Source organism: Thermococcus chitonophagus, assembly GCF_002214605.1.
Classification (GTDB): Archaea; Methanobacteriota_B; Thermococci; order Thermococcales; family Thermococcaceae; genus Pyrococcus; species Pyrococcus chitonophagus.
This window is the reverse complement of record NZ_CP015193.1, coordinates 1,238,300-1,260,994: the sequence shown is the minus strand read 5'-3', so window position 1 is coordinate 1,260,994 and position 22,695 is coordinate 1,238,300. Positions and strand designations below refer to the sequence as shown.

Genomic DNA, 22,695 nt, shown 5'->3' with positions numbered 1-22,695 from the left:
TTCCTCCTAATTAATTTTGTAAACTTAATGGAGGTGTTTGCATGGGTCTCAGTAATGCCGCTTGGGCAACCTTGCTAGTGCCTACTGCTTTGGCATTTGTTGTAATGGTCCTCTATGGCTTCTGGGACAAAATTACTGGAAAGGAGTACTACGTAGATGAGGAGATTCTTGCATACGACGAAGACCTCCTCAAGGAGGGGGGCAAATGAACTTCGGTGTGCTCTTTGGGTTCTTGGTATATTTAGTAATACTTGCATATATAGGATGGTGGGCCAATAGGTATACGAGGACTGAAGATCAGTACTTCGTTGGCGGCAGGAAAGTTCACGTTCTCGCAGCAACTCTCTCAGATAAGGCAAGTGATTTTTCAGGATGGTTAATGCTTGGTTATCCTGGGAGTGCATTTAAAGCAGGCCTTGGTGCTTTCTGGGCTGCAATAGGCTGTCTCTACGGAACCTTGGCTGACTATCTGCTGATAGGTCCAAGGTTAAGGATATATGCAGGAAAGTTTAGAGCAATAACACTACCTGACTATCTAGAGGCAAGGCTAAGGGATAACACAAAGCTCATCCGAGTTCTAAGTGCAGCTATAATTCTAGTATTCATGACAGCTTACGTTGCTGCTCAGTTCACTGCGGGAGGAAAGACCTTCGCTGAGGGTTTTGGAGTAAGCGTCACAACTGGTATATTGATTACGGTGATAATCTTAACTGCTTATGTTATTACTGGAGGTTTCTTTGCCGTAGTTTGGACCGATGTAGTTCAAGCAATGTTTATGCTGATGACCCTAATAATAGTCCCAATTTTGGCGCTAGTTGAAGTTGGTGGCCTTGATTCTGCCACTGCTGCAATAGCTTCAGTTGATCCAGCAAAACTCCATCCGTTTGGAGGTAAAACTGGTTTTGCAGCGTTGATATTTGCAATAGGCTATGCTTCATGGATAGTTGGTTATCTCGGACAGCCACACATAGTTACAAGGTACATGAGTGTTGAGGATCCTAGGAAGCTCAGAAGGCCCGGGATATTCATTAGTGGAATCTGGACCACAATAGTTCTTTGGGGTGCTTTCTTTGCGGGCTTCCTTGGATATGCAATGGTTGTTAAGGGTTTGATCAAAGTTGATGATCCTGAAAAGATAGTTCCAGCCTTGGCAGTTCACTTCTTACCAAGTTGGCTTGCAGGTTTTGTTATCGCTGGAATAATATCTGCGGTGATGAGTACTGCAGATTCACAGTTGTTAGTTGCTTCGTCTGCAATAGCGAGGGATATCTACCACAAGGTTCTAGGTCAGGAACTAGGGAAGAAGCAGATGGTGAATATATCTAGAATTGTTGTTGCCACCGTTGCTTTAGTTGCTCTGATATTTGCGATAAAGGGTCCAGGAGTCATATATGAGATGGTTGCAACCGCATGGGGAGGCCTTGCAGTAGGCTTCGGCCCGATACTAACTCTCAGCCTATGGTGGAAAAGAGTAACGAAGGAGGCAGGGATAGTCGGAATGGCCTATGGTCTAGTAAGTGAGGTAATCTTGGAAGCAAAGATCTACGGATGGGCATTCAATCCAAACGCTCCAGGGTTCTTTGGAACCCTTGGAAGGATATTCGATGGTGTCCCAGTGTTCTTTATAAACTTCTTCGTTACCTTCTTCATAATCATAATAGTCAGCCTCCTCACGAAGCCCCCCGAGGATGTAGTCAGGCTACATGAGCAACTCTTCACAAAAGTACCAGTTGAGAAGACGGAAAAGAGAGCTATCGCAAGGACAATGAGCCAAGTAGAAAACGTGTTTGCCTTTGCAACTTCCTCTGGTCTCATTTGATTTTACTTTTTGTTTCAAACCTTTTTTGGCAAACCTAATGTTTTATAAATGCGGTTTCAATATTTTACATGTGTAAACTATTTTCGAGGTGATAAGATTGAGACCATTAGATCTCACAGAAAAGAGAGGTAGAAAACTCAAAATATTCTTCGAGGGAAAGGAGCTTGAGGCTTACGAAGGTGAGAAAATCACGGTTTCCCTACTTGCTAATGGAATTTACTGGCTAACAACTAGTACTGAAGGTAGAAAGAGAGGAGCTTTTACATTTGGCCCTGTTCCCATGATAGTTAACGGCGTTAGGAACGTTGATGCCAGAAAAACAAAGGTTCAAGATGGCATGAGAGTTGAGAGGCAGGTTTACGGTGAGTTTCAGGAGGAGCCAGTTGGAGACTACTCTGGGAGCGTTAAAGAAGTTGTTGTTGACGTTGCGGTTATTGGGGGCGGACCTTCGGGTCTAGGAGCAACACTTGAGCTTCAAGATAGCTTGATGGTAGCCTTAATTGAGGAAAAAGGATGGCTTGGAGGGGATTTATGGATAAGAGGCGTAAAAGTTGAAGGGTTTGGAGATCCTAAAAAGGCTGTCGAGGACATGGTGAATAAGCTGAATGAAAACGTGAAGGTATTCTTGGGTAGCTCTGCCCTTGGCATTTTCGAGAAGGGGGAGTACTTCTTAATTCCGGTTGTTAAAGGCAACGAGTTAATCGAGGTATTGGCCAAGAGGGTAGTTCTCGCAACAGGAGCCGTTGAGAGCATAATGCTCTTCGAAAACAATGACATGCCTGGAGTCTTTAGGAGAGACTTTGCATTGGAAGTAATGAACGTTTGGGAGGTTGCCCCAGGATGGAACGTGGCTGTAACTGGAAGCAGAGCAGAGGAGGTCATCGAAGAGTTTGAAAGATGGGGAATTGACTACCTTCATATTCCAAACGTGAAGAGGGTAGAGGGGAGAGAGAAAGTTGAGAAAGTTATAGATATGAACGATAATGAATATAGGGTTGATGCCTTAGTCTTCGCCGATGGAAGGAGGCCGGACATAAACCCGATAACTCAAGCGGGAGGGAGGCTGTTCTTTAGGAGAGGCTATTTTAGGCCGGTGATAGATCAGCAACACAGGATAAAGCATGGAATTTACGTTGCTGGAAGCGCTGTTTCCATCAAGTCCCACTATGCTAACTACATAGAGGGCAGACTCGTTGGAGCCTACATCTTGAGGGAATTTGGATTTGACGGTGAACCCTGTGTTTACGAAGAAAAGCTCAAAGAGTACGAGCCTGAAGCACTTCAAATTCCGCGGATACCCTTTGATAAGTTCAATCTTGAGGACGTTCAGATATGCGGTTGTGATGTTTCCCTAAAGAAGGTTGATGACGTCGTTAGGAGGGGAATAACGGATCTCCAGATAATAAAGAGGCTCACTCATCTGGCTATGGGTTTCTGCCAGGGCAGGTACTGCCTATTTAATGGGGCCGTCGTCGTTGCCCAAAGAACTGGGAAAAAGTTGAGCGAGATAGACCTTCCCGTTGCTAGGTCACCTATAAAGAATGTTAGAATGGGCGTTCTCGCTAGGAGGTGATTCTATGCTACCCGACAAAGCTGAGATCGTTGTTATTGGTGGGGGAATAGTGGGAGTCACAATAGCCCATGAGCTTGCGAGGAGAGGGGAGGATGTAGTAGTTTTGGAGAAGAGGTTCATAGGTTCCGGCTCAACTTTTCGTTGCGGAACTGGAATTAGGCAGCAATTTAACGATGAGGCGAACGTTAAAGTCATGAAAAGATCCGTTGAGCTTTGGAAGAAGTACAGCGAAGAATACAACTTTTCATTCGAGCAGACGGGTTATCTTTTCCTCCTGTACGATGACGAGGAAGTTGAAGAGTTCAAGAGGAACATAAAAATCCAGAATAAGTTTGGCGTGCCGACGAGGCTCATAACGCCCGAGGAAGCTAAAGATATAGTGCCTCTGCTAGATATAAGTGAAGTAATCGCTGCTTCATGGAATCCCACCGATGGAAAAGCCGACCCCTTTGCCTCGACAGCTGCCTTTGCCCTAAAGGCGAAAGAGTACGGTGCTAAGTTGCTGGAGTATACCGAGGTAAAGGGATTCATAATCGAGAATGACGAGATAAAAGGAGTTAAGACTAGCAGGGGTGTTATTAAGACAGGGATCGTTGTTAATGCAACGAATGCTTGGGCCAAGCTCATCAATGCAATGGCCGGAATTAAGGTGCATATTCCAATTGAGCCGTACAAACATCAGGCCGTAATTACGCAACCAATAAAGAGGGGTACAATAAAGCCGATGGTCATATCCTTCAAGTACGGCCATGCTTACTTAACCCAAACGTCACACGGTGGGGTTATCGGTGGTGTCGGGTACGAGATAGGCCCAACATACGATCTAACGCCAACATATGAGTTCCTCAGGGAGGTCAGCTATTACTTCACGAAGATAATCCCAGCCTTAAAGGATCTCCTAATCTTGAGAACGTGGGCTGGTTACTACGCGAAGACACCAGACAGCAATCCGGCGATAGGAAAGATTAAGGAGCTTAGTGACTACTACATAGTAGCGGGATTCAGTGGACATGGTTTCATGATGGCTCCAGCGGTTGCTGAAATGGTCGCTGACCTGATAACTAAAGGCAAATCAGTTTTGCCCGTTGAGTGGTACGATCCCTATAGGTTTGAGAGGGGAGAACTGAGAAGTACAGCCCTTCAGATGGGCTGATTTATTTCCCTATTTTTATTTTCTCAATGTAAAGTATACTTAACATTTGGTTTAACAATGATGTGTATAGGAAAACTTTTAACTTAATAATAACACTTCCAAGATAGGGTGGTAAAATGGGAGTACTAAATATCGCAATAAAAGAGTTTGAGGTGGGGATTAGAACGAGAAGGTTTTATGCGACAATCGCTGTGTTCTTTGTGTTGGCTCTAGTCTTCATAAAAGTAACAAGTATGGCGGGTAATTTTTCCCTCAATCTAGAAGACCTATACAACACCCCCTTCCAGGCACTCTTCTTCTCATCCCTTTCATCGGCATTTAATTATGCCGTTGCACTCCTTGCGGTCCTATTGGGGGCTACCTCAATAAACCAAGAGATTAGGGATGGAACGATAAAGGTTTTGTACTCAAAACCAATATACAGGGATACAATTATTTGGGGCAAATTGGTAGGAGGAATTTTAACGATAGCAGTGACTGTTGGTCTGTTCTATATCTTCATGATCGGAATAGCTCTCATATTCGGAAAGCCAGTAACAGAATACGACATCTTAAGGTTACTTGTTATATATCCTTTCACTATCCTTTACGGCGCGGCTTTCTACTCACTTGGACTGCTATTATCGGTATTGATTAAAACCCCACTCAACAGCATAGTTGCTGGCATCTTGGCTTTCCTCTTTGTGGCAATAATAATTCCAATGATCTTAGCTCCCCTTATAGCTTTTGTCATTGCAGGGACCCCGCAATTTTCATCCTCAGAGTTTCAAACAATAAATTCGTCGAATGGATCTTCAGTCGAGATTACTTATAACCCCTTTGAGGATAGGGAGTTTATGCAGTGGATGGAGAAATATATGAACGCTTATAGGAAAGTCATGTATGTTTCCCTGACTTATCACTTTGATGAAATCTCGGGAATAATATTCGGAAGAAAGACAACAGAGGATATCCTCGGTGCGATAGGTCAGTTGGCAAGTATGGAGGAAAGAGGCTACAAGCTCGTGGAGGATAGATCAATAGGAGAAGCGCTAAGCTTAGTCGTTGGGAATATCGTTGCCCTTATTATCTCCCTTTTTGTGTTCCTTATCCCAGCTTATCTAAAATTTGCCAAGATTGATTTGAGGTGATGAATTATGAATGCCATTGAGATTAAAAACCTAACAAAAAGCTATGGGAAGTTTAAAGCTGTGGACAATCTAAATCTAATGGTCGAAAAGGGGATAGTCTTTGGGTTTTTGGGGCCAAATGGTGCTGGGAAAACCACGACCATATTAAGCATGCTCGGCTTAATAATCCCAGACAGTGGGGAGATAAGGATCATGGGATATGACATATTTAGGGAGCCAATAAAAGCCAAGGAAAGGCTCGGATTCCTACCAGAAAACGCCACAATATACGAAGAGCTGACGGCGTGGAGGAACCTTGACTTCTTTGCAAGCTTCTACAATATGTCGAAGGCAGAAAAAGAGAGGAGAATTGAAGAGTTACTCAAGCTCGTTGGTCTTTGGGACGCAAGGTATAGGAAGGTAAAGACGTTCTCCAAGGGTATGAAGCAGAGACTTTTGTTGGCTCAAGCGTTAATAAATGATCCCGAGCTCCTAATACTTGATGAACCAACAAGTGGGCTTGACCCAGAAGGGGCTCATCTTGTTAAAACCATAATTAGGGAGCAAAGGAAGGCTGGCAAGACAATATTCTTCTCGTCCCACATACTAAGCGAGGTCGAAGAATTAGCAGATAAAGTGGGCATTATAGTAAAAGGAAAGTTGAGAACCGTTGGAACACTTGATGAAATAAAGAAGCAGTTCATGGAACTTGAAGGTTACGAAATAAAGATAGAAACTAAACAGGCACTCCCTGAAATTGAACATCCTGAGATAATAAGAATCGAGAAACTCGCCGACAATAGGGCGATAATATTTGCAAAGAGCGATATAAGGGAGGAGATAAGTGAAATGCTGTCTTCCAAGGGGATCACGATACTTAGCTTAGAAATTGAAGAGCCCAGCTTAGAGGATGTGTTCCTTAGGACGATTTATAGGAGGGAATAATCATGAAAAAAATCTTCCTTTCTATTATCCTTGTTTCCCTTTTGCTGGTGAACTTCCCGGTCTTATCAAGCTCCGACAAGTGGGTCGTTGTTTATACGGGCTATTTAAAGCCGGGAGATATCTTAAGCGTTGGAGATTACACAATTACGGTGAAGCAGAGTATCGACGGCTCTCCTTATATCTTTATTAAGAAGGGTACCGAGTGGGGAACGTTCTTTAAAGCGGATTTTGGTGCAAGTTTGGAATATGAAAACATAAAGGTTACCCCAGGTAGCTATGATAGCGAAAAAGGTTTATTCATTGTAGTTAACTATAAAGTCGCTGGTGAGGAACATAAAGCAGAGCCTGGGTTATATTTTAAGGGTTTTGAAATATTGAATGTAACGAATAACACAGTCAAGATAAAGTACAGTAGGGAGATCCTAACCTTGCCTGTAAACTCTTCAGCTAGAATCGGCTCGTACCTTTTAGAGTTCACTGGAAGCACCATAGTTCTATACGAATTGCCCAAAATTGTGGTAAGTACCAGTGGGGCTGAGCTAGTAGTCTCATTCCCCTATAGGGAAATCACAGTTTCTCCTGGGGAGACAGTCCAGTTACCAGTCCTCGTAACTAATAATGGATCTGAAAAAACCACGGTAAAAGCAGCCATCTTAAGCGCTCCCGCTGATTGGGACGTTGGCCTCTACTATCAGGGAGTTGAAATAGGCTCAATGGATCTTGAGGCCAAATCAACCCTTTCCTTAGAATTGCGGCTCTCGATACCGCAGAATGCCTCAGGAGTACACTACATTAAGTTTTCACTAAATGACAAAACACTCACACTTAAAGTTACAGTAAAAGGGCTGAGTGAGGTAGAAGAAGTGAAAGTGTATACCCCAATACTCGTCCAAGAGGTTGAAGCTGGGGAGTCTGCGAGGTTTCCATTGGTCATATCAACACCTTATGATGTCAATATTTCCCTGTCTATTCAGCCTCCGGTTGACTGGAAAGCTTACTCAACGTATCAGAATATGAGAGTATCCGAGGTTTCCCTTAGGAAGGGGGAGAGTGCTGCTTTTGATGTAGTTGTAGAAGTCCCAAGAAATGCAGATTTGGGAACTCATGAGGTGAAAGTTAGAGTAACGGTTGAGAGTTCTCAGGAAATCATTACAAAAGATTTAGTGTTTGTTATTAACGTGTACAAGACCTACAAGGGACAAAAAGCGACTCTCAAATTGATGGTAGTGGACGACAGCGGGATGCCCGTTCCAAAGGCCACCGTTAAGATAGGAAATGAAACATACGGGACGGACATCAATGGGATATTAGAAGTTGAGCTGAATCCTGGGGAGTACAAGGTAGTAGTCACCAAGGATGGCTTTGAAAAAGCTGAAGAGAACGTCAAGCTGGAGGATGGTGAGGTTAAGGAGTTAAAAATAATGATAAGAAAGGAGGCCTATTACTTTGTTGTCGATACGGAGTCAGATGTGTATCCAATAACACTTGGAAGTGCTTCATCTCCCTTTGCGATTACGATAGAGAATTTGGGTAGAAACGATGACGAGTATAAGCTAAGCATATTAGGTCTCCCGAGTAATTGGAATGCAATGTTCACACAGTCGCCCGAAAGTGCACTTCAAATAACTAAAATAAAAGTTGAGGCTGGAAAATCGGAAACTGTTTACCTTAAAGTATATCCCTCTCTAAACGCCAAGCCTGGGAAGTATAACATCACGTTAGTAGTTCGCAGTTCTAGCGGTTTAGTCAAAAAAGTGCCAATAAAAATAGACTTAACGGGGATTTACCAGATGGATGTTAATCTAATGAACTACAGGTTAACCATAACCGCAGGTGAAGAAAGGGAGACTACCATAAGCATATACAACTTTGGAACGGCACCAATAACCAATATTAGGATATCAGCTTCTGCACCAAAGGGATGGGAGGTCTACGTTGAGCCTCAATCAATCCCGATACTTGATCCAAAGAAGTCTACAAGCGCCGTGATAAAAATAAAGGTGCCTAAGGGAACTCCTGCTGGGGACTATAGGGTAAGGATAACCATTAAGTCTGATCAACAAGAATGGAGTGACTCGATTAGAGTAGTAGTTAGGCAAAAATCGACTTTCGCTTACATTGGCCTCCTACTATTGATCCTTGCCTTCCTTAGTGTAATACTGATGATAAGGAGGGTAGGGAGAAGATGAATGCCATTCAGAATATAGCAAACAAAGAGCTGTACTTGGCTGTGAAGACCAAGAGGTTCATAATCCTACTTTCCGTTTATTTAATCTTTTTAGCTCTCTCAGTATACTTTACGAGGTTCGACGTGACTGCAGAAGGTAGCTATGGTTACATCGTACATAGAAGTATAATGGGAGCTAGTGGAGTTGTGTATGAAACTCCAATATCCTCAATCTTTATGAACAACTCAATGTTGTGGATGTTCTTTGGGGCTTTGCTGGGCATCTTGCTTGGGGCTGATTCAATAAATAGAGAGATTCAAGAGGGAACGATAAAGGTTTTACTTGGACATCCTGTTTATAGGGATGAAGTTATAAATGGCAAATTCCTGGGGAATGCACTTGCTCTCTTAATTGTAGTTTTCATTGGCTTCATATTCACTATAGCAACTGCCCTAATATTTGGAATTCCCATGGAGGGACTCTCTTTAGTTAGGCTCTTCATATTGTCAATTTTCATATTCATATATACCCTTGTATTCCTGAGCTTGGGAACTATGATATCAACGCTCATTAGAAGTCCGGAGACCTCAATATTAGTTAGCATAGGTCTAGTTATCTTCTTCATCATAGTCTACCCAATACTTGCCGGCTCACTAGCTACTTCGATAGTAGGTGAACCTCCTGAATGCCATACCATAACAGTTGTCAGGCAGGTTGAGACAAATGGACAAGTAATAGAGTCTGTTGGGCCTTCCCATGATAACTGTGCTGAAATATACAGGGAATGGAAAGAAGAAGTGTCAGTATGGGAGAGAAGGATAAATATACTAAATCCGGCAATGCACTTTGCCCAATTGATGATCTACACCTTTGCTGGGGAGGAGGGCTATAATGACTACCTGCCACTCTCGGATAGCCTTGGTTATGCAATTAACAACTTGGCTGCTCTACTTATAGAGCTGTTATTTCCGTTCTCAATAGCTTATGTCAGGTTTCTCACGAGAGATTTACGTTAGCTTTTTATCTTTTAGTACTTTCTCCATTCTATCCATGGCTTCCTCGAGCTTTTCGTAGGCCGTTGCGTAACTTATCCTCACATAGCCTTCTCCCGCCTTTCCAAATGCGTTCCCAGGAACTACTGCAACTCTTGCCTCTTTGAGCATTAACTCGCTAAACTCCTTGCTTGTTAGGCCCGTGTCTTTAATCCGGGGGAATATATAGAACGCTCCCTTGGGCTTCACTGTTGGTAGACCCATCTCGTTAAGCCTCTTCCATACAAGCTTTCTTCTCCTGTCGTACTCCTTTCTCATTTCTTCGACGGCTTTCCAGCTCCTCTCATCCCTTAGTGCTTTTGCAGCTGCGTATTGGATGAATGTTACAGGACAGGTTGCATTGTACATCTGGAACCTAACCATTTTCTCGATGACCCAAGAAGGAGCTGCAACAAAACCTAACCTCCATCCCGTCATTGCAAATGTCTTGGAGAACCCATTAACGGTGATAGTTCTTTCAAACATTCCATCAAGAGCAGCTATACTGTAGTGCTTTGCGTCCTCATATATGAAGTGTTCGTAGACTTCATCGCTTATAATCATTAGATCGTGCTCTACTGCGAAATCAGCTATCTCTTCAAGATCTCTTTTGGTTAGTACTGAACCTGTTGGATTGTTTGGGGAGTTTATTATTAACGCTCTTGTTTTGTTAGTGACGTACTTCTCAAGATCGTCAACGCTTAATCTGAATTCGTTCTCTTCATATGTTGGCACTTCGACAGGTTTCCCTCCAGCAAGGATTACAGCAGGAGCATAACTGACAAACATGGGGGTTATCTCCATCTAATTGGATGGTCTGCCGCCTACTCATGGTTCAGCATTACTGGGGCATACTATGGGAAGAATACTGCAGAGTTCTTCAGCCAATATCTGAGCAACCACGCTCAGGTATTTCTATTCTGGGGCATAACGGTAGTTCTCTTAGGCATTGCAGTTGGTCAAGGTGTAAGCAAGGGTATCGAGAGATGGGTTAAGGTAATGATGCCCCTCCTGTACGTGTTTGCAATCATCCTAGTTATCTACGTCTTCACACTAGGCTCTCCACTCGGTGATCCCAGGTGGTCAACGCTCAAAGGATTTGAGTTCATCTGGTCACCAAACTGGGCTTACCTCAAGGAGCACCTGTGGAGCGTAATGTTAGCTGCAAGTGGTCAGATATTCTTCACGCTGTCATTAGGTATGGGTATCATCCAGAACTATGCCTCATACTTAGGGCCAAAGGATGATGTTGCACTCTCAGGTCTAGCAACGGTGTCACTAAACGAGTTTGCAGAGGTAGTCTTAGGAGGTTCAATTGCCGTTCCACTAGCAGTAGCTTACGCTCCAAAGATAGTGCCTCCAGATGTACTCGCCAAGGGTAGCGATGCCGCGTTACAGTGGATTTCAGAGAACTTCGGTCTCGGATTCTCCTACACTAGCCTACCAAACATATTTGTCCAGATGGGATCAGCCGGAAGGTTCTTTGGAGCACTGTGGTTCCTCCTCTTGTGGTTTGCAGGATTCACTTCAGCAATAGCAATGTACAACTACCTAACTGCACTCCTTGAGGAGGATCTAGGAATACCCAGGAAGACAGGAACATGGATCGTCTTCGTGATATACTTCCTCCTCGGAATACCTGTAGTGTACATCAACGGCTACCTTGACCAAGTGGATGCTTGGATAAGCTTCCAGCTTGCACTGCTCGCACTCTTCGACATAATAGTTGGCGTGTGGCTATTCAAGCCTGATAACTTCTGGAGGGAGTTACACGAAGGTGCCCTCATTAATGTTCCAGAGATATACAAGTGGATTACAGTTATAGTAGCACCAATATTCATCGCATTACCGCTCTTTGGAACGTTCAGCGATTTAGTCAGCAAGACGCTAGGATGGCCAGCCAAGATTGCAATAATTTCAATGTTGGCAATCGGTGCAATTGAAGCATACTACTCCATCAAGAAGAAGTACGGTGAAGAGTTAGAAAAGAACGAGGTAATTATAAAGGTCTGAGGTGGCAAAGATGTGGGCAGTGTACATGGCAATAGCTTGGCTTGTAATATTCATAATGATGGGATGGAGCATAGCGAAACTTATGAAGGCCCAGCAGGGCTGAACCTTTAAATTTTCTTTTCTTCTTTTTAGTTTGGGGGTGTAGGTGTGAAAAGCCCTGATATTCTCAGAGAAGTTGCAGAGAACTTAAAGCTTACCATAGAGCGATTACAAAGAGTTAAAATTCTCGAACAGAAAAAGAAAGAGAAAGCAATAAAGTTGCTGAACGAAGCTGTTGAAAATTTTTTGAAACTAAGTGGAGAAGTTGAAAAAGACAACACTGAAATGGCTGAGTTTTTAAGGAAAAGATCAGTTGAAATAAAGAACAACACCTCAGATAGAGCAATAGAGAGGATCGGAGAAAATGAGTACATAAAGAGCATTGAAAAAATGAATCTGTACTCAAAGACTGCCTTTTATGACTTCAAGCCGACAAAACTCAAAGAACTTAGAAGGGCTTACAGGACATTTATATATGGGATGGCCTTATACTTCGTTCTTGCAGGGCTATCGACCAGATCTGAACTTGCAGTTACTGCTCTAATACTGGCAATACCAGCGATACTTTCGATGTTGAGCCTTCAGAGGAGAGGATATACTGGCCTTATGCTTGCGTATGCTGTTGCTCCCATTCCAATAATACAGAGCGTAATGCTTGTACGGATGTTTCATGCGGTTTTAAGTAATCCCGAGGCAATAAAAAAAGCTGCCGAAGTTCTTGGGAAAAGTGAGAGCTTTATCATAGCGTACAGCTGGATAGTGATCTTGCTTTCAATTGTGGATTTTGCCCTGCTGACTTACGGAATTTACTCTCTGACAAAGCATAGGCATGCATTCCTCTAGAGCTTCTTAATTTTTGCAATGAAAAATCCGCTCGTTTTGTGGGTATCTGGATAAAATCTCCTTGCCTTTCTTATCTCTTCATCAAGCTCGATTCCAAATGGTGCATTTAAGGCCGGCTCCCCATATCTGAGAGGAACTAGCTCAACATCGAAGTTGTCTAAAACCCACTGAATGACGAATTCATTTTCTTCAGGCTCCAGTGAGCATGTTGAATAGATGAGTATCCCATCTGACTTTAGAACACCTAATGCCTTTTCGATCATTCTCATCTGCAGTCCTTGGCAGTACTTTACGTCTTCCATGGTTCTATTGTGCTTCCTTTCGGGATTCTTGTGGATCGTCCCGCTCCCAGTGCAGGGAGCATCTAGAAGGATTTTGTCAAACTCGACCCCAAGCTCGTCTATATATAGGGATGATTTGTGGAAGAGAATCGTATTAGTAACTCCAAGCCTTGATAGGTTTAGTCTTGTTTCCTTCAATCTGTCTTCACCAACGTCGAAGGCGTATATTACACCTTTATTCTCCATCAGCTGTGCCATGTGGGAAGTTTTTCCTCCAGGGGCGGCTGCCATATCAGCCACCACTTCCCCAGGTTTCGGATCTAAGGCTATTGGGGGATACATAGAGCTAGCCTCTTGAATGTAGATTAAACCGGTTAGGTATTCAGGAGTTGAAGTTATTGAAAACGGCTCTCTCGTTAAGCAGAAGCCTTCTCTAGCCCATGGTACTCTCCTGAACTGGAATCCTTTTTTTGTGAGCCTTTTTGTTAGCTCGGCTATTGTCGTCTTAAGTGTGTTAACTCTAAAGCATCTCGGCAGGGGTTTTTCCATGGCTTGGGCTATCCTGTAAGCCCTTTCTCCCCAGAGTTGATAATATCTCTCTGCAAAAGTTTTAGAATAGCCAAGGGAAATGAGCTTGTCTATCATCTCTCCATCTTCTTAACTCCTTCTTTGGTTCCTACAAGAACTATATCAGCTATATCAGCAAATATGCCATTTTCAACGACTCCAGGGATAGTATTTAGCTCTATCTCCATATCTAGCGGGTCTTCTATTTTTGGAAACTTTGCATCTATTATGAAGTTACCGTTTTCAGTTACTATGGGTCCATCTTTCTTCTTTCCCATTCTCAGCTCTGCCTCGGCGTTGAATATGTTGAGCTCTTCGAGAATTGCCTTCCACGCTGCAGGAATTACTTCAATTGGAACCGGCATCTTCTGGCAGAGGTACTCTACCAGTTTTGTTTCATCAACAAGGACTACGAATGTCCCTGCCCTATACTCTATGATCTTTTCCATCGTTAGGGCTGCTCCTCTGCCTTTAATTAAATTTAAGTTTGGATCAACTTCATCTGCTCCATCAACTGCGATGTCTATTGCGTCAACTTGGTCAAGGCTAACAACGGGAACTCCATATTCCATTGCAAGTATCTTTGCTTGATATGATGTTGGCACCCCATAAACTTCCTCAAGCTCCCCTTTCTGGATCTTCTCCCCTAGAAATTGAATAAAGTAAGCCGTTGTTGAACCCGTGCCTAGGCCGATTACCATTTCATCTTCTACATACTTTAATGCCTCTTTGGCCACCGCTCTCTTCATGTCCTCGATGTTCATTTTTCATCCCTTCGTTATATTGTAGTATATAGTCTGGTTATAATAGGCTACTGGTTGGTAGTTTATCATTATCGTGTACGTCATCCCAGTAAAGTACAGCCAGAAGAAGAAAAAGCTCCAGAATGTTTTCTTGAGTAGCACTCTTTCATTCTTTAACTCTTCTGGGATATCCTTTACTAATCCCATGATGATCTTTGGAGAAATTACATAGATCGCCCACCCAATTATCCACCCCAGTGGAGCATAGGCTGATGCGACTCCACTTATAATTCCTGCTATCGTGAATATTGCATATGCTATGAGCATCATTTTATTTTCCGGATTCACCGCTCTCACCCAGCTCGCTTTGGTTTTCAGGCTCCATTTTAAATAGTTTTTCCTCAAGCTCTAAAATTCTTTTCAGAGCATCTTCACTCAACATACTTTCGAGCTCATTTCTCGCTTTAGTTGCAAGTTCGAACTTTGAAGAGAACTTCCCAATTTTAATCCAGCTGAGCTTTTCACCTTTTACTATCACATCGATGTCACAGAGTCGTTTATATCCTTTATACTCTAAGCCTTTGAGCAGGAATTTTATCCTTTCAGGCTTTTCCCAAGTTATTAGCCTTAACTTATAAACTGGAACCTTGAGAAGCGGTCTGGGGTAATCCCAGTCCCAACCCTCCGCTACTATAAACCCCAGGTCTAAATCTTCTATCGTTATCACAAGCCGCTCTATATTCTCCTTATAATGGCCAAGGGCGTCATATAGCTTTATCGTAATTTCATTCCATTCTGGCTTTGTTTCCAGCATAATTACTGGCGCTTCGAGTACTATTGTTTTGTAAACTTCATGAAAGTTCTTTGCTACCACTAGGGCTTTTGCAATATCTTCAAATGAAAGAGCTCTTGTGAGAGGTTTTTCAGTCACCATAACAAGAGTAGTTGAAGGAGAAGACGTAAGGATAGCATCATAGGGATCAAGAATTTGTCCTTCAAGTTTTTCTTTTAGAAGTTCTGCTCCTTTTTTTGCATCTGGAACTCTGACTATAATCATTGGAGCTGCGGGAGTTATTTTTATTTTGGTCTGGGCTTTCGAGTTAATTATATCTGTGAGAACTTTCCAAGGATGATCTCTGATTAATATAGCAGTCCCCTTCTCTTTAAGTACCAGGATTGTTTCAAGTTCATTTGATAATCTAAATGCATCCTCTGGTGCCATAATTTCTCCAGTAGTTTCCAATTCTCCCTCGACGAAGAAAATTGCTGGACCTAATCGTATGAACCTCATTACAATCCCCTCGGCAATCTATATCCCCTGTCAAAATTTGTCCCTGGGGGATAAGGAAGCATAAAAACTTTCCAGTTTGGATATGTTATTATATTTACAGAACGTACCCCATTTAGACCAAATTTTTCTTTGGGATCATGCCCATATAATAAAAAATCTGCCTTTAGACCAAAAACGTCTTCTGGTTTATGCCCTACTCCTATGCTTTTTCCCCAGATATTGAGTACCGTGCCTGGTTTTACAATTATTGCAGAATTTTGAAAAGTTTCCCTTATGATATCTTCTTTGTCCTCATTTCCTGGTATTATGTACAGTTGACTACTCTTAGAGAGAACCTGCTTCAGCACGGCAAGTTTCCTCCGATATGTTTTCTCTAACCATGGTTTTCTCTCTAGCTTTATATTATCAACTAGGTCTCCTGTGTGTATCACTATGTCAGGTTGGACTTCTTTCAGGAGCTTCTCAAGAAATTTATATATGGATTCGGGGGTATCGCTAATATGTAGTATCTTCTTTTGGGAAAGTCTAACGTCCTCTGGTATCTTGATCTTTTTTGTCAATATCCACACGGCTTTTAGCTAGGTTTTTATCATCCTTAAACCTTTCTATTCCTGGGTGATTTAATGGAGAAGAAAATATTACATCTAGTAATTGCCGATTCGGAGCTAGAGACTGTCCCAGAATCAATAATAGATCACCCAGCAATAGTCAACTATGCCAAGAGAAGAAAGAAGAAGCCAGAAAGGATTATCTTAGATTCAACATACCATCACTCCGCGCTTAGACAGCTTGAAGATGGTGAAAGAAGGGGGAGGCCGGACATAGTTCATATATGCCTTTTAAACGCCCTTGATAGCATACTGAATAAGGAGGACCGGTTGAGGGTTTACGTTCACACGAGGAATGACTATGTAATCTATGTTGACCCTTCTACCAGACTTCCACGAAATTACAATAGATTCATAGGATTAATGGAGAGCTTATTTGAGAAAGGAGCTGTGCCAGAAGATCTAAAATTACTTAAACTAGAAAAGAAGTCATTAAACGAGCTTATCTCAGAAATAAATCCAGATGCGGTTTTTATTATGCACGAAAATGGTGAGTTCATGATACCAAAGCACTTTGGCAAGCTTTTATCAAAGTTTAAAAAACCAGTAGTCGTAGTGGGAGGTTTTCCTCATGGAGATTTTAAGAGCAAGATTGATGGCGTTAAGATCAGCTTATATAGGGAGCCTTTAATGGCTTGGACTATTGTTAATGAGGTTATAGTGTCTTATGAATGGGAAGTTATAAAAAAGTAGCTTTATAAACCTCCCCAATGTGAAGTTAAAGTAAGGTAAAAACCACAGAGGGATGAAAGATGAAGAAGTTGTTGTATTTCATCTTTATATTTATAGCCTATACAATCAGCCTATGGACATTCTCAATGATACCAGGAATTATAATGGAAACAGGGATAGCAAGTCTCTTGGTGTTGCTAGTGTTCTTCTCAGTAGCAAGTGCAATCGTTGTTACTGAAATTAATGCCGTAATGAAAAAGGGGTACAGAATTCACGAGTTCATGACGAAAGTTGGAAGGACACCTGCTATTTCAATGATACTTCTAAGCTTCCTTTTCATAGTTGCAGCTATAGTTGCTCACTATACAGGAGTTGCATTGAGTGGTATTTTGGGAATTAAAATCGTGGGTGCAGGAATAATAGCGGCATTATTGGCTTTGGGGTTATTGCTAATAGCAAGGTCTAGATCTCTTGACCTTATTGTGATATTTTCGGTGATATTGTTAATAATAACTGTGTCTGTTCCGATGTTTTTGAAGTCAAAGTTCGATGAGGTAGTTACGAGTGATACTTCCCGACAGTTTACGGAGATTGCTCTAAGCAGAATGTTCAGTTTAAGTAGCTTTCATCTGACCTCAGATCTAATAGTGATGTCATTCCTTGTAGCAATTCTTGTCTTTGGGCTTGGAATCGGGTTCTACTACGTGATAGGATTTTCGATGTCCTCCGTTAAAGTCAGCGCCAAAAAGCTGATACTGATAATACTAGCCATTCAAGTTTTGCTATCTTTCACAACAGCACTGACCATGACATACTCTCTTTCTATTGCTCATCAAGCATATTCAACAGCGTTTCAGTTTGGAGAAGCCGAGGAATCTATCAGACTATATACAGAGTACTTCATGCCTCTCTGGGAGTTTAACATCACCAGAGTGACAACAGCCGTTGATGCAACCTATGGAATCCCCTCAATCTTAAGAATAGGTGGCTTGACAACTTATGCAGTTGCGCTCTCCTTGGCACTATTTCTTGCTGGATTCACAACACTCTTGGTTCTCTTTGAGACGGGAGCACAAATAGCAATGGATACCTTCCAGACAACTAGAAGAAATGCGCTCATAGTAGTTGCGTTAATCTCAGCCGTGCTTGCAGGCTTTACGTACTCTGATTCAATTAGGGGCGTTTTACTGAGCACTATTGCTGGCTTAATACCAATATACACAGCGATTGAGCTGTTTCCTGCTTCAAGAGCTGAGGAGAGCCCAGGGAAGATTTACGTATTAATGGCACTCCTCATAGGTTTGGGCTTAGTTACCGTTGGATTAACGATAGGTGTTAATGGAGACGTTGGTATACTCGGCATAATAGTAGGACTAATGCTATTGGTACCGCTGGTGTTCAACAAGATGCTGATTAAAACGGCTAGGTAATGAAAAAACTAATAAATTGAACTCCTCAAAACCCCACGAAAAAGGAAGAGGTGGTGAAAATGGGCGACAAGACGAAGGTTCAGGTAAGCAAGCTCAAGCCTGGAAGGTACATAATCATCGATGACGAGCCCTGCAGGATAGTGAACATAACAGTCTCCTCTCCAGGAAAGCACGGTTCAGCAAAGGCTAGAATTGAGGCTGTAGGTATCTTTGATGGCAAGGTTAGGAGTATCGTGAAGCCGACAAGCGCTGAAGTTGACGTTCCAATCATCGACAAGAAGACTGCTCAGGTAATAGCGATCACTCCAGATACAGTTCAGATAATGGATATGGAAACCTACGAGATGTTCGAGGTGCCCCTTGACACGGGTGTCGCTGAGGAAATAAGGGATCAACTTAAGGAAGGAATAAACGTTGAGTACTGGGAAACTCTCGGAAGGATCAAGATAATGAGGATAAAGGGAGAAGGCGAGTGATCAAATCTTTATTTCTTTTCCTACATATATTCCTTCAACGTTTTCAAGCCTCGAGTAAAGGTATGCGAACTCTTCTAAGCCTGTACAGTGCCCAGGATAGAGCCTCTCCATATCAAGCTTCTTAAGTTCCCTCACGGTATCCTCTAGGATCTCCTTGTTGGCCCCTTTCAGATGGAACCCCCCTATAAGGGTGAGTATTCTCTCTCCTGTCAAATTAATTGCATGCCTCACGATGTTTATTATTCCACTATGCCCACAACCGCTTATCACTACAATTCCCCTGTCTGCCTTGACTATTAGGGCAATGTCATCTCTAACCGGATCCTTCCTCCCGTTAGGGAAGTAGCCGACAGCCCTGTCCCAGGTAGTCCTCTCAATCTCCCCAGAGCTCATGAACCCAGGAAGGAATTCCTGGGGCCTATTACTAAGGTGAAACCTTGCTCCCAGCTCCTCAAGCTCCTCCCTTGCAAAGGGAATGCCTATCTCCCTCCTCCTTGGTTTTAGGGCTATTCTCTTCTCAAATATCCCAGGATGTGCATAGATATCGAGTGGTTTTCCTCTAGCTTCCAGAAGGGCCTTCAGGCCACCCGTGTGGTCATAGTGGCCGTGGGTTATGAATAGGGCATCTATATCTTTTGGATCGATGCCGAGTTCCCTCATGTTGTTGAGCAAAACATCTCCATCGGTTCCGGTGTCAACTAGAACCTTATATCCATTGTGCTCAACTAGCGCGGAAAAGCCGTGATAGCCAATTAAACCCTTCCTGTAGCCGGCATGGTTCTCAAAAACTATCGTTACCTTCATAGCCAGTCACCTCTCAAAGAAAACCTTGTAGTGCTTCACGAACTTCTCCTTCTCAAGGAGGAAATAATCATCTTCGGGATAGTATTTAGCTAACTCGGGATTATCTCCAGCGAACTTCTTTATTGCTTCCATCGATTCCCACACCGTGATTAGGAGAAAGTGGGTAACATCCCTCTCGTCCCTCCTTGTGAAGTACATCTTTTTTAGCCCTTCAACGGAGGAGTAATCTGGGGCGGCCCTTTCGATTAGGAATTTCTCATATTCATCGGCCTTTTCTCTTGGAACCTTTCCGTGCCATATCCTACCGATCGTCATAGATTTAACTCACCAAAGAAGTATAAAAAGGTCACCAGCCTTCTCGACCCCAACCTCTTCCTCTTCCCATCCCTCTACCCATGCCACGGCCCATGCCTCTTCCTCCGCCCCCCTGGCCCATTATCGCCTGAGTCAGTTCTCCCCTAAGGTAGGCTTCAATGGCTTCCTTCACGGTCATCGTTGGCGGCGCTGAGACGAACTTCATGCCCGCTGCCTGAAGAACTCCATACGAGTTTGGCCCAAACTGGCCTGCTATTACAACGTCAGCTCCCTGATCAATGCAGAACTGTGCTGCTGTAACTCCTGCTCCCCTTGGCTGTGAGTAGCCCGGATTTTCCACTACCTGAACGTTGACTATGTTCCCGTTTTCATCCACATCGACTATCGTGAACGTTGGTGTTCTTCCAAATGCTTGGTTCACCCTATCGTTTAACCCTCCGGTTACGGTCGCTACTATGAATCTCATCTCATCACCTCCGAGAAGAGTTAGGTGAACCTAATTTAAATTTTTGCTTATGCACATATCCTGGTGCAAAGGATTAGGTGATCCACAAAAATAGGACAACGCTCCTATGAGCACGTTAAGGTCTTTATGGAGCTCAGAAGTTGATACACAAAATTGTCCCAAAATGCTTAAAAAATGCCCCTTCCAGTTACACACGGAGGTGATTTAATGCTCAAAGTTGATGATCTTCATGTTGCCGTGAAGAGTAAGGAGATACTGAAAGGCGTGAGCCTTGAGGTTGGTAGGGGCGAGTTTCACGTTATAATGGGGCCGAATGGTTCCGGAAAATCAACACTCGCCCTTACAATTGCCGGCCATCCAAAGTACAGGGTAACCCATGGAAAGATAACCTTTGAAGGTGAGGACATAACTGATCTACCCCCTGATGAGAGGGCCAAGAAAGGGATTTTGCTGGCATTCCAAGTGCCTCCCGAGGTTGAGGGTGTGAGGATAATTGACTTCCTTACCCAGGTTCTTGGTGAGGTTAAGGGGATTGACATAGGGGAGGCCTATGAGCTCATAAAGAAGAAAGCCGAAGAGCTCTGGTTCAAGGAAGAGGACCTAAGAAGGTTCGTCAATGTTGGCTTTTCTGGAGGTGAAAGGAAAAGGCTTGAGCTACTTCAAGCCTTACTATTGGAGCCAAAGCTTCTCCTTCTGGATGAGCCCGACAGCGGGGTTGACGTCGATTCTCTAAGCGTCATAAGCAGAAAAATTGAGGAGTTACACAAGAAGGGGGTTTCAATAATCCTGATCACGCACTACGGCAGGATACTCAAACACATCGATAAGGAGAACCTTAAGGTTCATGTCATGAGGAACGGTAAGATAGTGAAGAGCGGAGGGGCTGAGCTTGTTGACCTAATCGAGAGGGAAGGATTCAAGGCTGTCTTTGGGGGTGAGAACGGTGAGTGAAACCCTAACACTCTCTGACGCTAAATCAATAATTGAGAACCAGATTGAGGAGCTCGCGAGGAGGAATAGGGAGCCAGAGTGGATGACGAGGATAAGGTACAAGGCTCTTGAGGAGTTCATGCGTGCTCCTCTTAATGATCCAGTCATCGACGAGCAAACTCTCCTCCACTTCATAGCGAAGCCAGAAATTGAGGGCCTGCCCGAGAAGATTGAGAGTCTAGATGACCTGCCCCCTGAGATGAAGGCCCTGCTCGACAGGCTCGGCATTAATGAAGTTGAGCAAAAGTATATAGCTGGTTTGGCAGTCCAAACTGATACTGGGGTAATCTATAACCAATTCCTCCAAGAGTGGGCTAAGAAAGGGTTAATTGTCCTGCCAACGGAGGAAGCAGTAAGAAAATACCCAGATGTCGTGAGGGAACACTTCCTCAAGCTGTTTAAGGCTGGAGAAAGCAAGCTTACCGCGTACCACACCGCGGTCTGGAACGGTGGGATATTCCTATACCTCAAAGAGAACCTCAAGGTTCCCTTCCCCTTGCACTTATTCTTCCTTATCCAAGAGAGCTCCCTAGCCCAGGCGCCCCACATAATTATAATAGCGGAGAAAAACAGTGAGGTTCACCTGATAGAAGGCTGTACTGCGCCTATACTTGTTAGACACTCCCTTCACTTGGACATGACCGAAGCTTACCTGCACGATAACGCCAAGGTCAGGTTAACGGTTTTGCAAAACTGGCCCGAGTACGTTCATACAAGACCGATGACCAGGGCTAAGATAGGAAAGAATGCTCAGTTCTTGAATACGACAGTTGGCCTTGGGGCCGGAAAGAGCAACATAGCGAATCCAAAGTATTGGGTTAGTGAAAACGGTTACGTGGAGCTTAACGGTATAATACTGGGACAAAAGGACTGGTACATTGACTTGGGAGGAGAGATGTACCTTCAGGGCGAGGGTGCAAGGGGGATAAACGCCAGCAAAGCGGTGATCATGGACGAATCGACAGTTATAACGAGGGGTAAGATCGTTGCCGAAGCTCCAAAGACCAAGGGACACATAAGCTGTGATGCCCTGCTTATGAGCGATAAGGCCAGGATGGAGACCTATCCAGGGTTAGTTAGTCTAGTGGATGATGCCGAGCTTAGCCACGAGGCCGCGATAGGTAAGATAAGGGAGGAGGAACTCTTCTACCTCATGTCAAGGGGACTAAGCGAGGAAAAGGCGACTCAGCTCATCGTTAAGGGCTTCCTAGAGCCGATGCTCAAGGACATCCCAATAGAGTTCTTAGTCGAGATAAGGAAAATAATCGAGCTAGCAGTCAGCGGCGGCATGTGACCTTTCGTTTTTCACCTTTAGTTTTGGAAACGCTTTTAGATGACACGTGTCATTAAACTTTCGGT

The 22,695-nt window shown here is 43.5% G+C and carries 22 protein-coding genes and 2 pseudogenes; 15 read left to right on the top strand and 9 right to left on the bottom strand.

Annotated features, from left to right (window positions below; translation table 11 throughout):
* Positions 1-41 precede the first annotated feature (41 nt).
* From A3L04_RS11140 to A3L04_RS07075, 8 genes are all read left to right on the top strand, one after another.
* On the top strand, positions 42-209 hold the full coding sequence (locus tag A3L04_RS11140) for a hypothetical protein (RefSeq protein WP_172799790.1): 168 nt from the start codon (positions 42-44) through the stop codon (positions 207-209).
* On the top strand, positions 206-1,819 hold the full coding sequence (locus A3L04_RS07105) for a sodium/proline symporter (protein WP_068578272.1): 1,614 nt from the start codon (positions 206-208) through the stop codon (positions 1,817-1,819). The genes A3L04_RS11140 and A3L04_RS07105 overlap by 4 nt, the downstream gene beginning before the upstream one ends.
* A 97-nt stretch (positions 1,820-1,916) precedes the next feature.
* Positions 1,917-3,392 carry an FAD-dependent oxidoreductase gene (locus tag A3L04_RS07100; RefSeq protein ID WP_068578270.1) on the top strand — a complete coding sequence of 492 codons (1,476 nt, stop codon included), beginning with the start codon at positions 1,917-1,919 and terminating at the stop codon, positions 3,390-3,392.
* A 4-nt stretch (positions 3,393-3,396) separates the two neighbouring features.
* Entirely contained in the window at positions 3,397-4,545 is a 1,149-nt protein-coding gene (locus tag A3L04_RS07095; RefSeq protein WP_068578269.1) for an NAD(P)/FAD-dependent oxidoreductase, read from the top strand.
* 116 nt (positions 4,546-4,661) lie between these two features.
* Positions 4,662-5,675, top strand: a complete 1,014-nt coding sequence (locus tag A3L04_RS07090) for an ABC transporter permease (protein ID WP_068578268.1) — start codon at positions 4,662-4,664, stop codon at positions 5,673-5,675.
* A 6-nt stretch (positions 5,676-5,681) separates the two neighbouring features.
* The gene (locus A3L04_RS07085) at positions 5,682-6,599 is read left to right on the top strand and encodes an ABC transporter ATP-binding protein (protein WP_068578266.1); all 918 of its coding nucleotides are present in this window, start codon (positions 5,682-5,684) and stop codon (positions 6,597-6,599) included.
* Positions 6,600-6,601: 2 nt separating this feature from the next.
* Complete coding sequence (locus A3L04_RS07080; RefSeq protein ID WP_068578264.1) at positions 6,602-8,788, top strand: COG1470 family protein; 2,187 nt, start codon at positions 6,602-6,604, stop codon at positions 8,786-8,788.
* Positions 8,785-9,783 (top strand): ABC transporter permease, encoded by a 999-nt coding sequence (locus A3L04_RS07075; protein WP_068578261.1) that lies wholly within the window; start codon positions 8,785-8,787, stop codon positions 9,781-9,783. The genes A3L04_RS07080 and A3L04_RS07075 overlap by 4 nt, the downstream gene beginning before the upstream one ends.
* Here the strand turns inward: A3L04_RS07075 and A3L04_RS07070 are convergent.
* A pseudogene (locus A3L04_RS07070) lies at positions 9,775-10,593 on the bottom strand (pyridoxal phosphate-dependent aminotransferase); the annotation flags it as partial. The gene A3L04_RS07075 and the pseudogene A3L04_RS07070 overlap by 9 nt on opposite strands.
* Between A3L04_RS07070 and A3L04_RS07065 the strand changes: the two are divergent.
* Together A3L04_RS07065 and A3L04_RS07060 are read left to right on the top strand one after the other, a co-directional pair.
* Positions 10,594-11,811, top strand: a pseudogene (locus A3L04_RS07065) (Na+dependent transporter); the annotation flags it as partial.
* A 147-nt stretch (positions 11,812-11,958) separates the two neighbouring features.
* Positions 11,959-12,693 (top strand): alkaline-shock protein, encoded by a 735-nt coding sequence (locus A3L04_RS07060; protein ID WP_068578259.1) that lies wholly within the window; start codon positions 11,959-11,961, stop codon positions 12,691-12,693.
* On the opposite strand, the gene A3L04_RS07055 is transcribed toward A3L04_RS07060, so the two are convergent.
* Genes A3L04_RS07055 through A3L04_RS07035 form a run of 5 tightly spaced genes read right to left on the bottom strand, consistent with a single transcriptional unit; the run spans position 12,690 to position 16,144 of the window.
* Positions 12,690-13,619, bottom strand: coding sequence for an RsmB/NOP family class I SAM-dependent RNA methyltransferase (locus tag A3L04_RS07055; protein WP_068578257.1), 930 nt, complete (start codon positions 13,617-13,619; stop codon positions 12,690-12,692). The genes A3L04_RS07060 and A3L04_RS07055 overlap by 4 nt on opposite strands.
* A complete protein-coding gene (gene rpiA, locus A3L04_RS07050) occupies positions 13,616-14,305 on the bottom strand; it encodes a ribose-5-phosphate isomerase RpiA (RefSeq protein WP_172799789.1) in 690 nt (229 codons plus the stop codon). Before rpiA ends, A3L04_RS07055 begins: the two co-directional genes overlap by 4 nt.
* A 3-nt stretch (positions 14,306-14,308) precedes the next feature.
* Positions 14,309-14,632, bottom strand: coding sequence for a hypothetical protein (locus tag A3L04_RS07045; protein WP_068578256.1), 324 nt, complete (start codon positions 14,630-14,632; stop codon positions 14,309-14,311).
* The gene (locus A3L04_RS07040; protein ID WP_068578254.1) at positions 14,616-15,575 is read right to left on the bottom strand and encodes a hypothetical protein; all 960 of its coding nucleotides are present in this window, start codon (positions 15,573-15,575) and stop codon (positions 14,616-14,618) included. The genes A3L04_RS07045 and A3L04_RS07040 overlap by 17 nt, the downstream gene beginning before the upstream one ends.
* Complete coding sequence (locus tag A3L04_RS07035) at positions 15,575-16,144, bottom strand: metallophosphoesterase (RefSeq protein WP_068578252.1); 570 nt, start codon at positions 16,142-16,144, stop codon at positions 15,575-15,577. Before A3L04_RS07035 ends, A3L04_RS07040 begins: the two co-directional genes overlap by 1 nt.
* A gap of 54 nt (positions 16,145-16,198) precedes the next feature.
* Here A3L04_RS07035 and A3L04_RS07030 point away from each other — a divergent pair, with 54 nt between their 5' ends.
* From A3L04_RS07030 to A3L04_RS07020, 3 genes are read left to right on the top strand one after another with little or no spacing between them, the layout of a single operon-like run.
* A complete protein-coding gene (locus tag A3L04_RS07030) occupies positions 16,199-16,876 on the top strand; it encodes a 16S rRNA methyltransferase (RefSeq protein WP_068578249.1) in 678 nt (225 codons plus the stop codon).
* A 59-nt stretch (positions 16,877-16,935) separates the two neighbouring features.
* Positions 16,936-18,285, top strand: coding sequence for a sodium-dependent transporter (locus A3L04_RS07025; protein WP_068578247.1), 1,350 nt, complete (start codon positions 16,936-16,938; stop codon positions 18,283-18,285).
* Positions 18,286-18,344: 59 nt separating this feature from the next.
* Positions 18,345-18,761, top strand: coding sequence for a translation initiation factor IF-5A (locus tag A3L04_RS07020; RefSeq protein WP_068578245.1), 417 nt, complete (start codon positions 18,345-18,347; stop codon positions 18,759-18,761).
* On the opposite strand, the gene A3L04_RS07015 is transcribed toward A3L04_RS07020, so the two are convergent.
* The 3 genes from A3L04_RS07015 to A3L04_RS07005 are packed head-to-tail and all read right to left on the bottom strand — an operon-like array spanning position 18,762 to position 20,346.
* Positions 18,762-19,565: an MBL fold metallo-hydrolase gene (locus tag A3L04_RS07015; RefSeq protein ID WP_084448890.1), complete on the bottom strand. Its 804-nt coding sequence runs from the start codon at positions 19,563-19,565 to the stop codon at positions 18,762-18,764.
* A 6-nt stretch (positions 19,566-19,571) separates the two neighbouring features.
* Positions 19,572-19,880 carry an antibiotic biosynthesis monooxygenase gene (locus A3L04_RS07010; RefSeq protein ID WP_068578243.1) on the bottom strand — a complete coding sequence of 103 codons (309 nt, stop codon included), beginning with the start codon at positions 19,878-19,880 and terminating at the stop codon, positions 19,572-19,574.
* Positions 19,881-19,911: 31 nt separating this feature from the next.
* Positions 19,912-20,346, bottom strand: a complete 435-nt coding sequence (locus A3L04_RS07005) for a NifB/NifX family molybdenum-iron cluster-binding protein (RefSeq protein WP_068578241.1) — start codon at positions 20,344-20,346, stop codon at positions 19,912-19,914.
* A gap of 207 nt (positions 20,347-20,553) precedes the next feature.
* Here A3L04_RS07005 and sufC point away from each other — a divergent pair, with 207 nt between their 5' ends.
* Both sufC and A3L04_RS06995 read left to right on the top strand, forming a co-directional pair.
* On the top strand, positions 20,554-21,297 hold the full coding sequence (sufC, locus tag A3L04_RS07000; protein WP_068578239.1) for a Fe-S cluster assembly ATPase SufC: 744 nt from the start codon (positions 20,554-20,556) through the stop codon (positions 21,295-21,297).
* Positions 21,290-22,630, top strand: a complete 1,341-nt coding sequence (locus tag A3L04_RS06995) for an SUF-like minimal system protein SmsB (RefSeq protein WP_068578238.1) — start codon at positions 21,290-21,292, stop codon at positions 22,628-22,630. Before sufC ends, A3L04_RS06995 begins: the two co-directional genes overlap by 8 nt.
* Positions 22,631-22,695 lie beyond the last annotated feature (65 nt).

Bases quoted from the DNA above. Each gene is read 5' to 3' on its own strand.
- A3L04_RS07025 (WP_068578247.1), top strand. From the start codon at position 16,936: ATGAAGAAGTTGTTGTATTTCATCTTTATATTTATAGCCTATACAATC.
- A3L04_RS07080 (WP_068578264.1), top strand. From the start codon at position 6,602: ATGAAAAAAATCTTCCTTTCTATTATCCTTGTTTCCCTTTTGCTGGTG.
- sufC (WP_068578239.1), top strand. From the start codon at position 20,554: ATGCTCAAAGTTGATGATCTTCATGTTGCCGTGAAGAGTAAGGAGATA.
- A3L04_RS07090 (WP_068578268.1), top strand. From the start codon at position 4,662: ATGGGAGTACTAAATATCGCAATAAAAGAGTTTGAGGTGGGGATTAGA.
- A3L04_RS07010 (WP_068578243.1), bottom strand. From the start codon at position 19,880: ATGACGATCGGTAGGATATGGCACGGAAAGGTTCCAAGAGAAAAGGCC.
- A3L04_RS07075 (WP_068578261.1), top strand. From the start codon at position 8,785: ATGAATGCCATTCAGAATATAGCAAACAAAGAGCTGTACTTGGCTGTG.
- A3L04_RS07015 (WP_084448890.1), bottom strand. From the start codon at position 19,565: ATGAAGGTAACGATAGTTTTTGAGAACCATGCCGGCTACAGGAAGGGT.
- A3L04_RS07055 (WP_068578257.1), bottom strand. From the start codon at position 13,619: ATGATAGACAAGCTCATTTCCCTTGGCTATTCTAAAACTTTTGCAGAG.
- A3L04_RS07020 (WP_068578245.1), top strand. From the start codon at position 18,345: ATGGGCGACAAGACGAAGGTTCAGGTAAGCAAGCTCAAGCCTGGAAGG.
- A3L04_RS07095 (WP_068578269.1), top strand. From the start codon at position 3,397: ATGCTACCCGACAAAGCTGAGATCGTTGTTATTGGTGGGGGAATAGTG.
- A3L04_RS11140 (WP_172799790.1), top strand. From the start codon at position 42: ATGGGTCTCAGTAATGCCGCTTGGGCAACCTTGCTAGTGCCTACTGCT.
- A3L04_RS07005 (WP_068578241.1), bottom strand. From the start codon at position 20,346: ATGAGATTCATAGTAGCGACCGTAACCGGAGGGTTAAACGATAGGGTG.
- A3L04_RS07040 (WP_068578254.1), bottom strand. From the start codon at position 15,575: ATGAGGTTCATACGATTAGGTCCAGCAATTTTCTTCGTCGAGGGAGAA.
- rpiA (WP_172799789.1), bottom strand. From the start codon at position 14,305: ATGAACATCGAGGACATGAAGAGAGCGGTGGCCAAAGAGGCATTAAAG.
- A3L04_RS07105 (WP_068578272.1), top strand. From the start codon at position 206: ATGAACTTCGGTGTGCTCTTTGGGTTCTTGGTATATTTAGTAATACTT.
- A3L04_RS07030 (WP_068578249.1), top strand. From the start codon at position 16,199: ATGGAGAAGAAAATATTACATCTAGTAATTGCCGATTCGGAGCTAGAG.
- A3L04_RS07085 (WP_068578266.1), top strand. From the start codon at position 5,682: ATGAATGCCATTGAGATTAAAAACCTAACAAAAAGCTATGGGAAGTTT.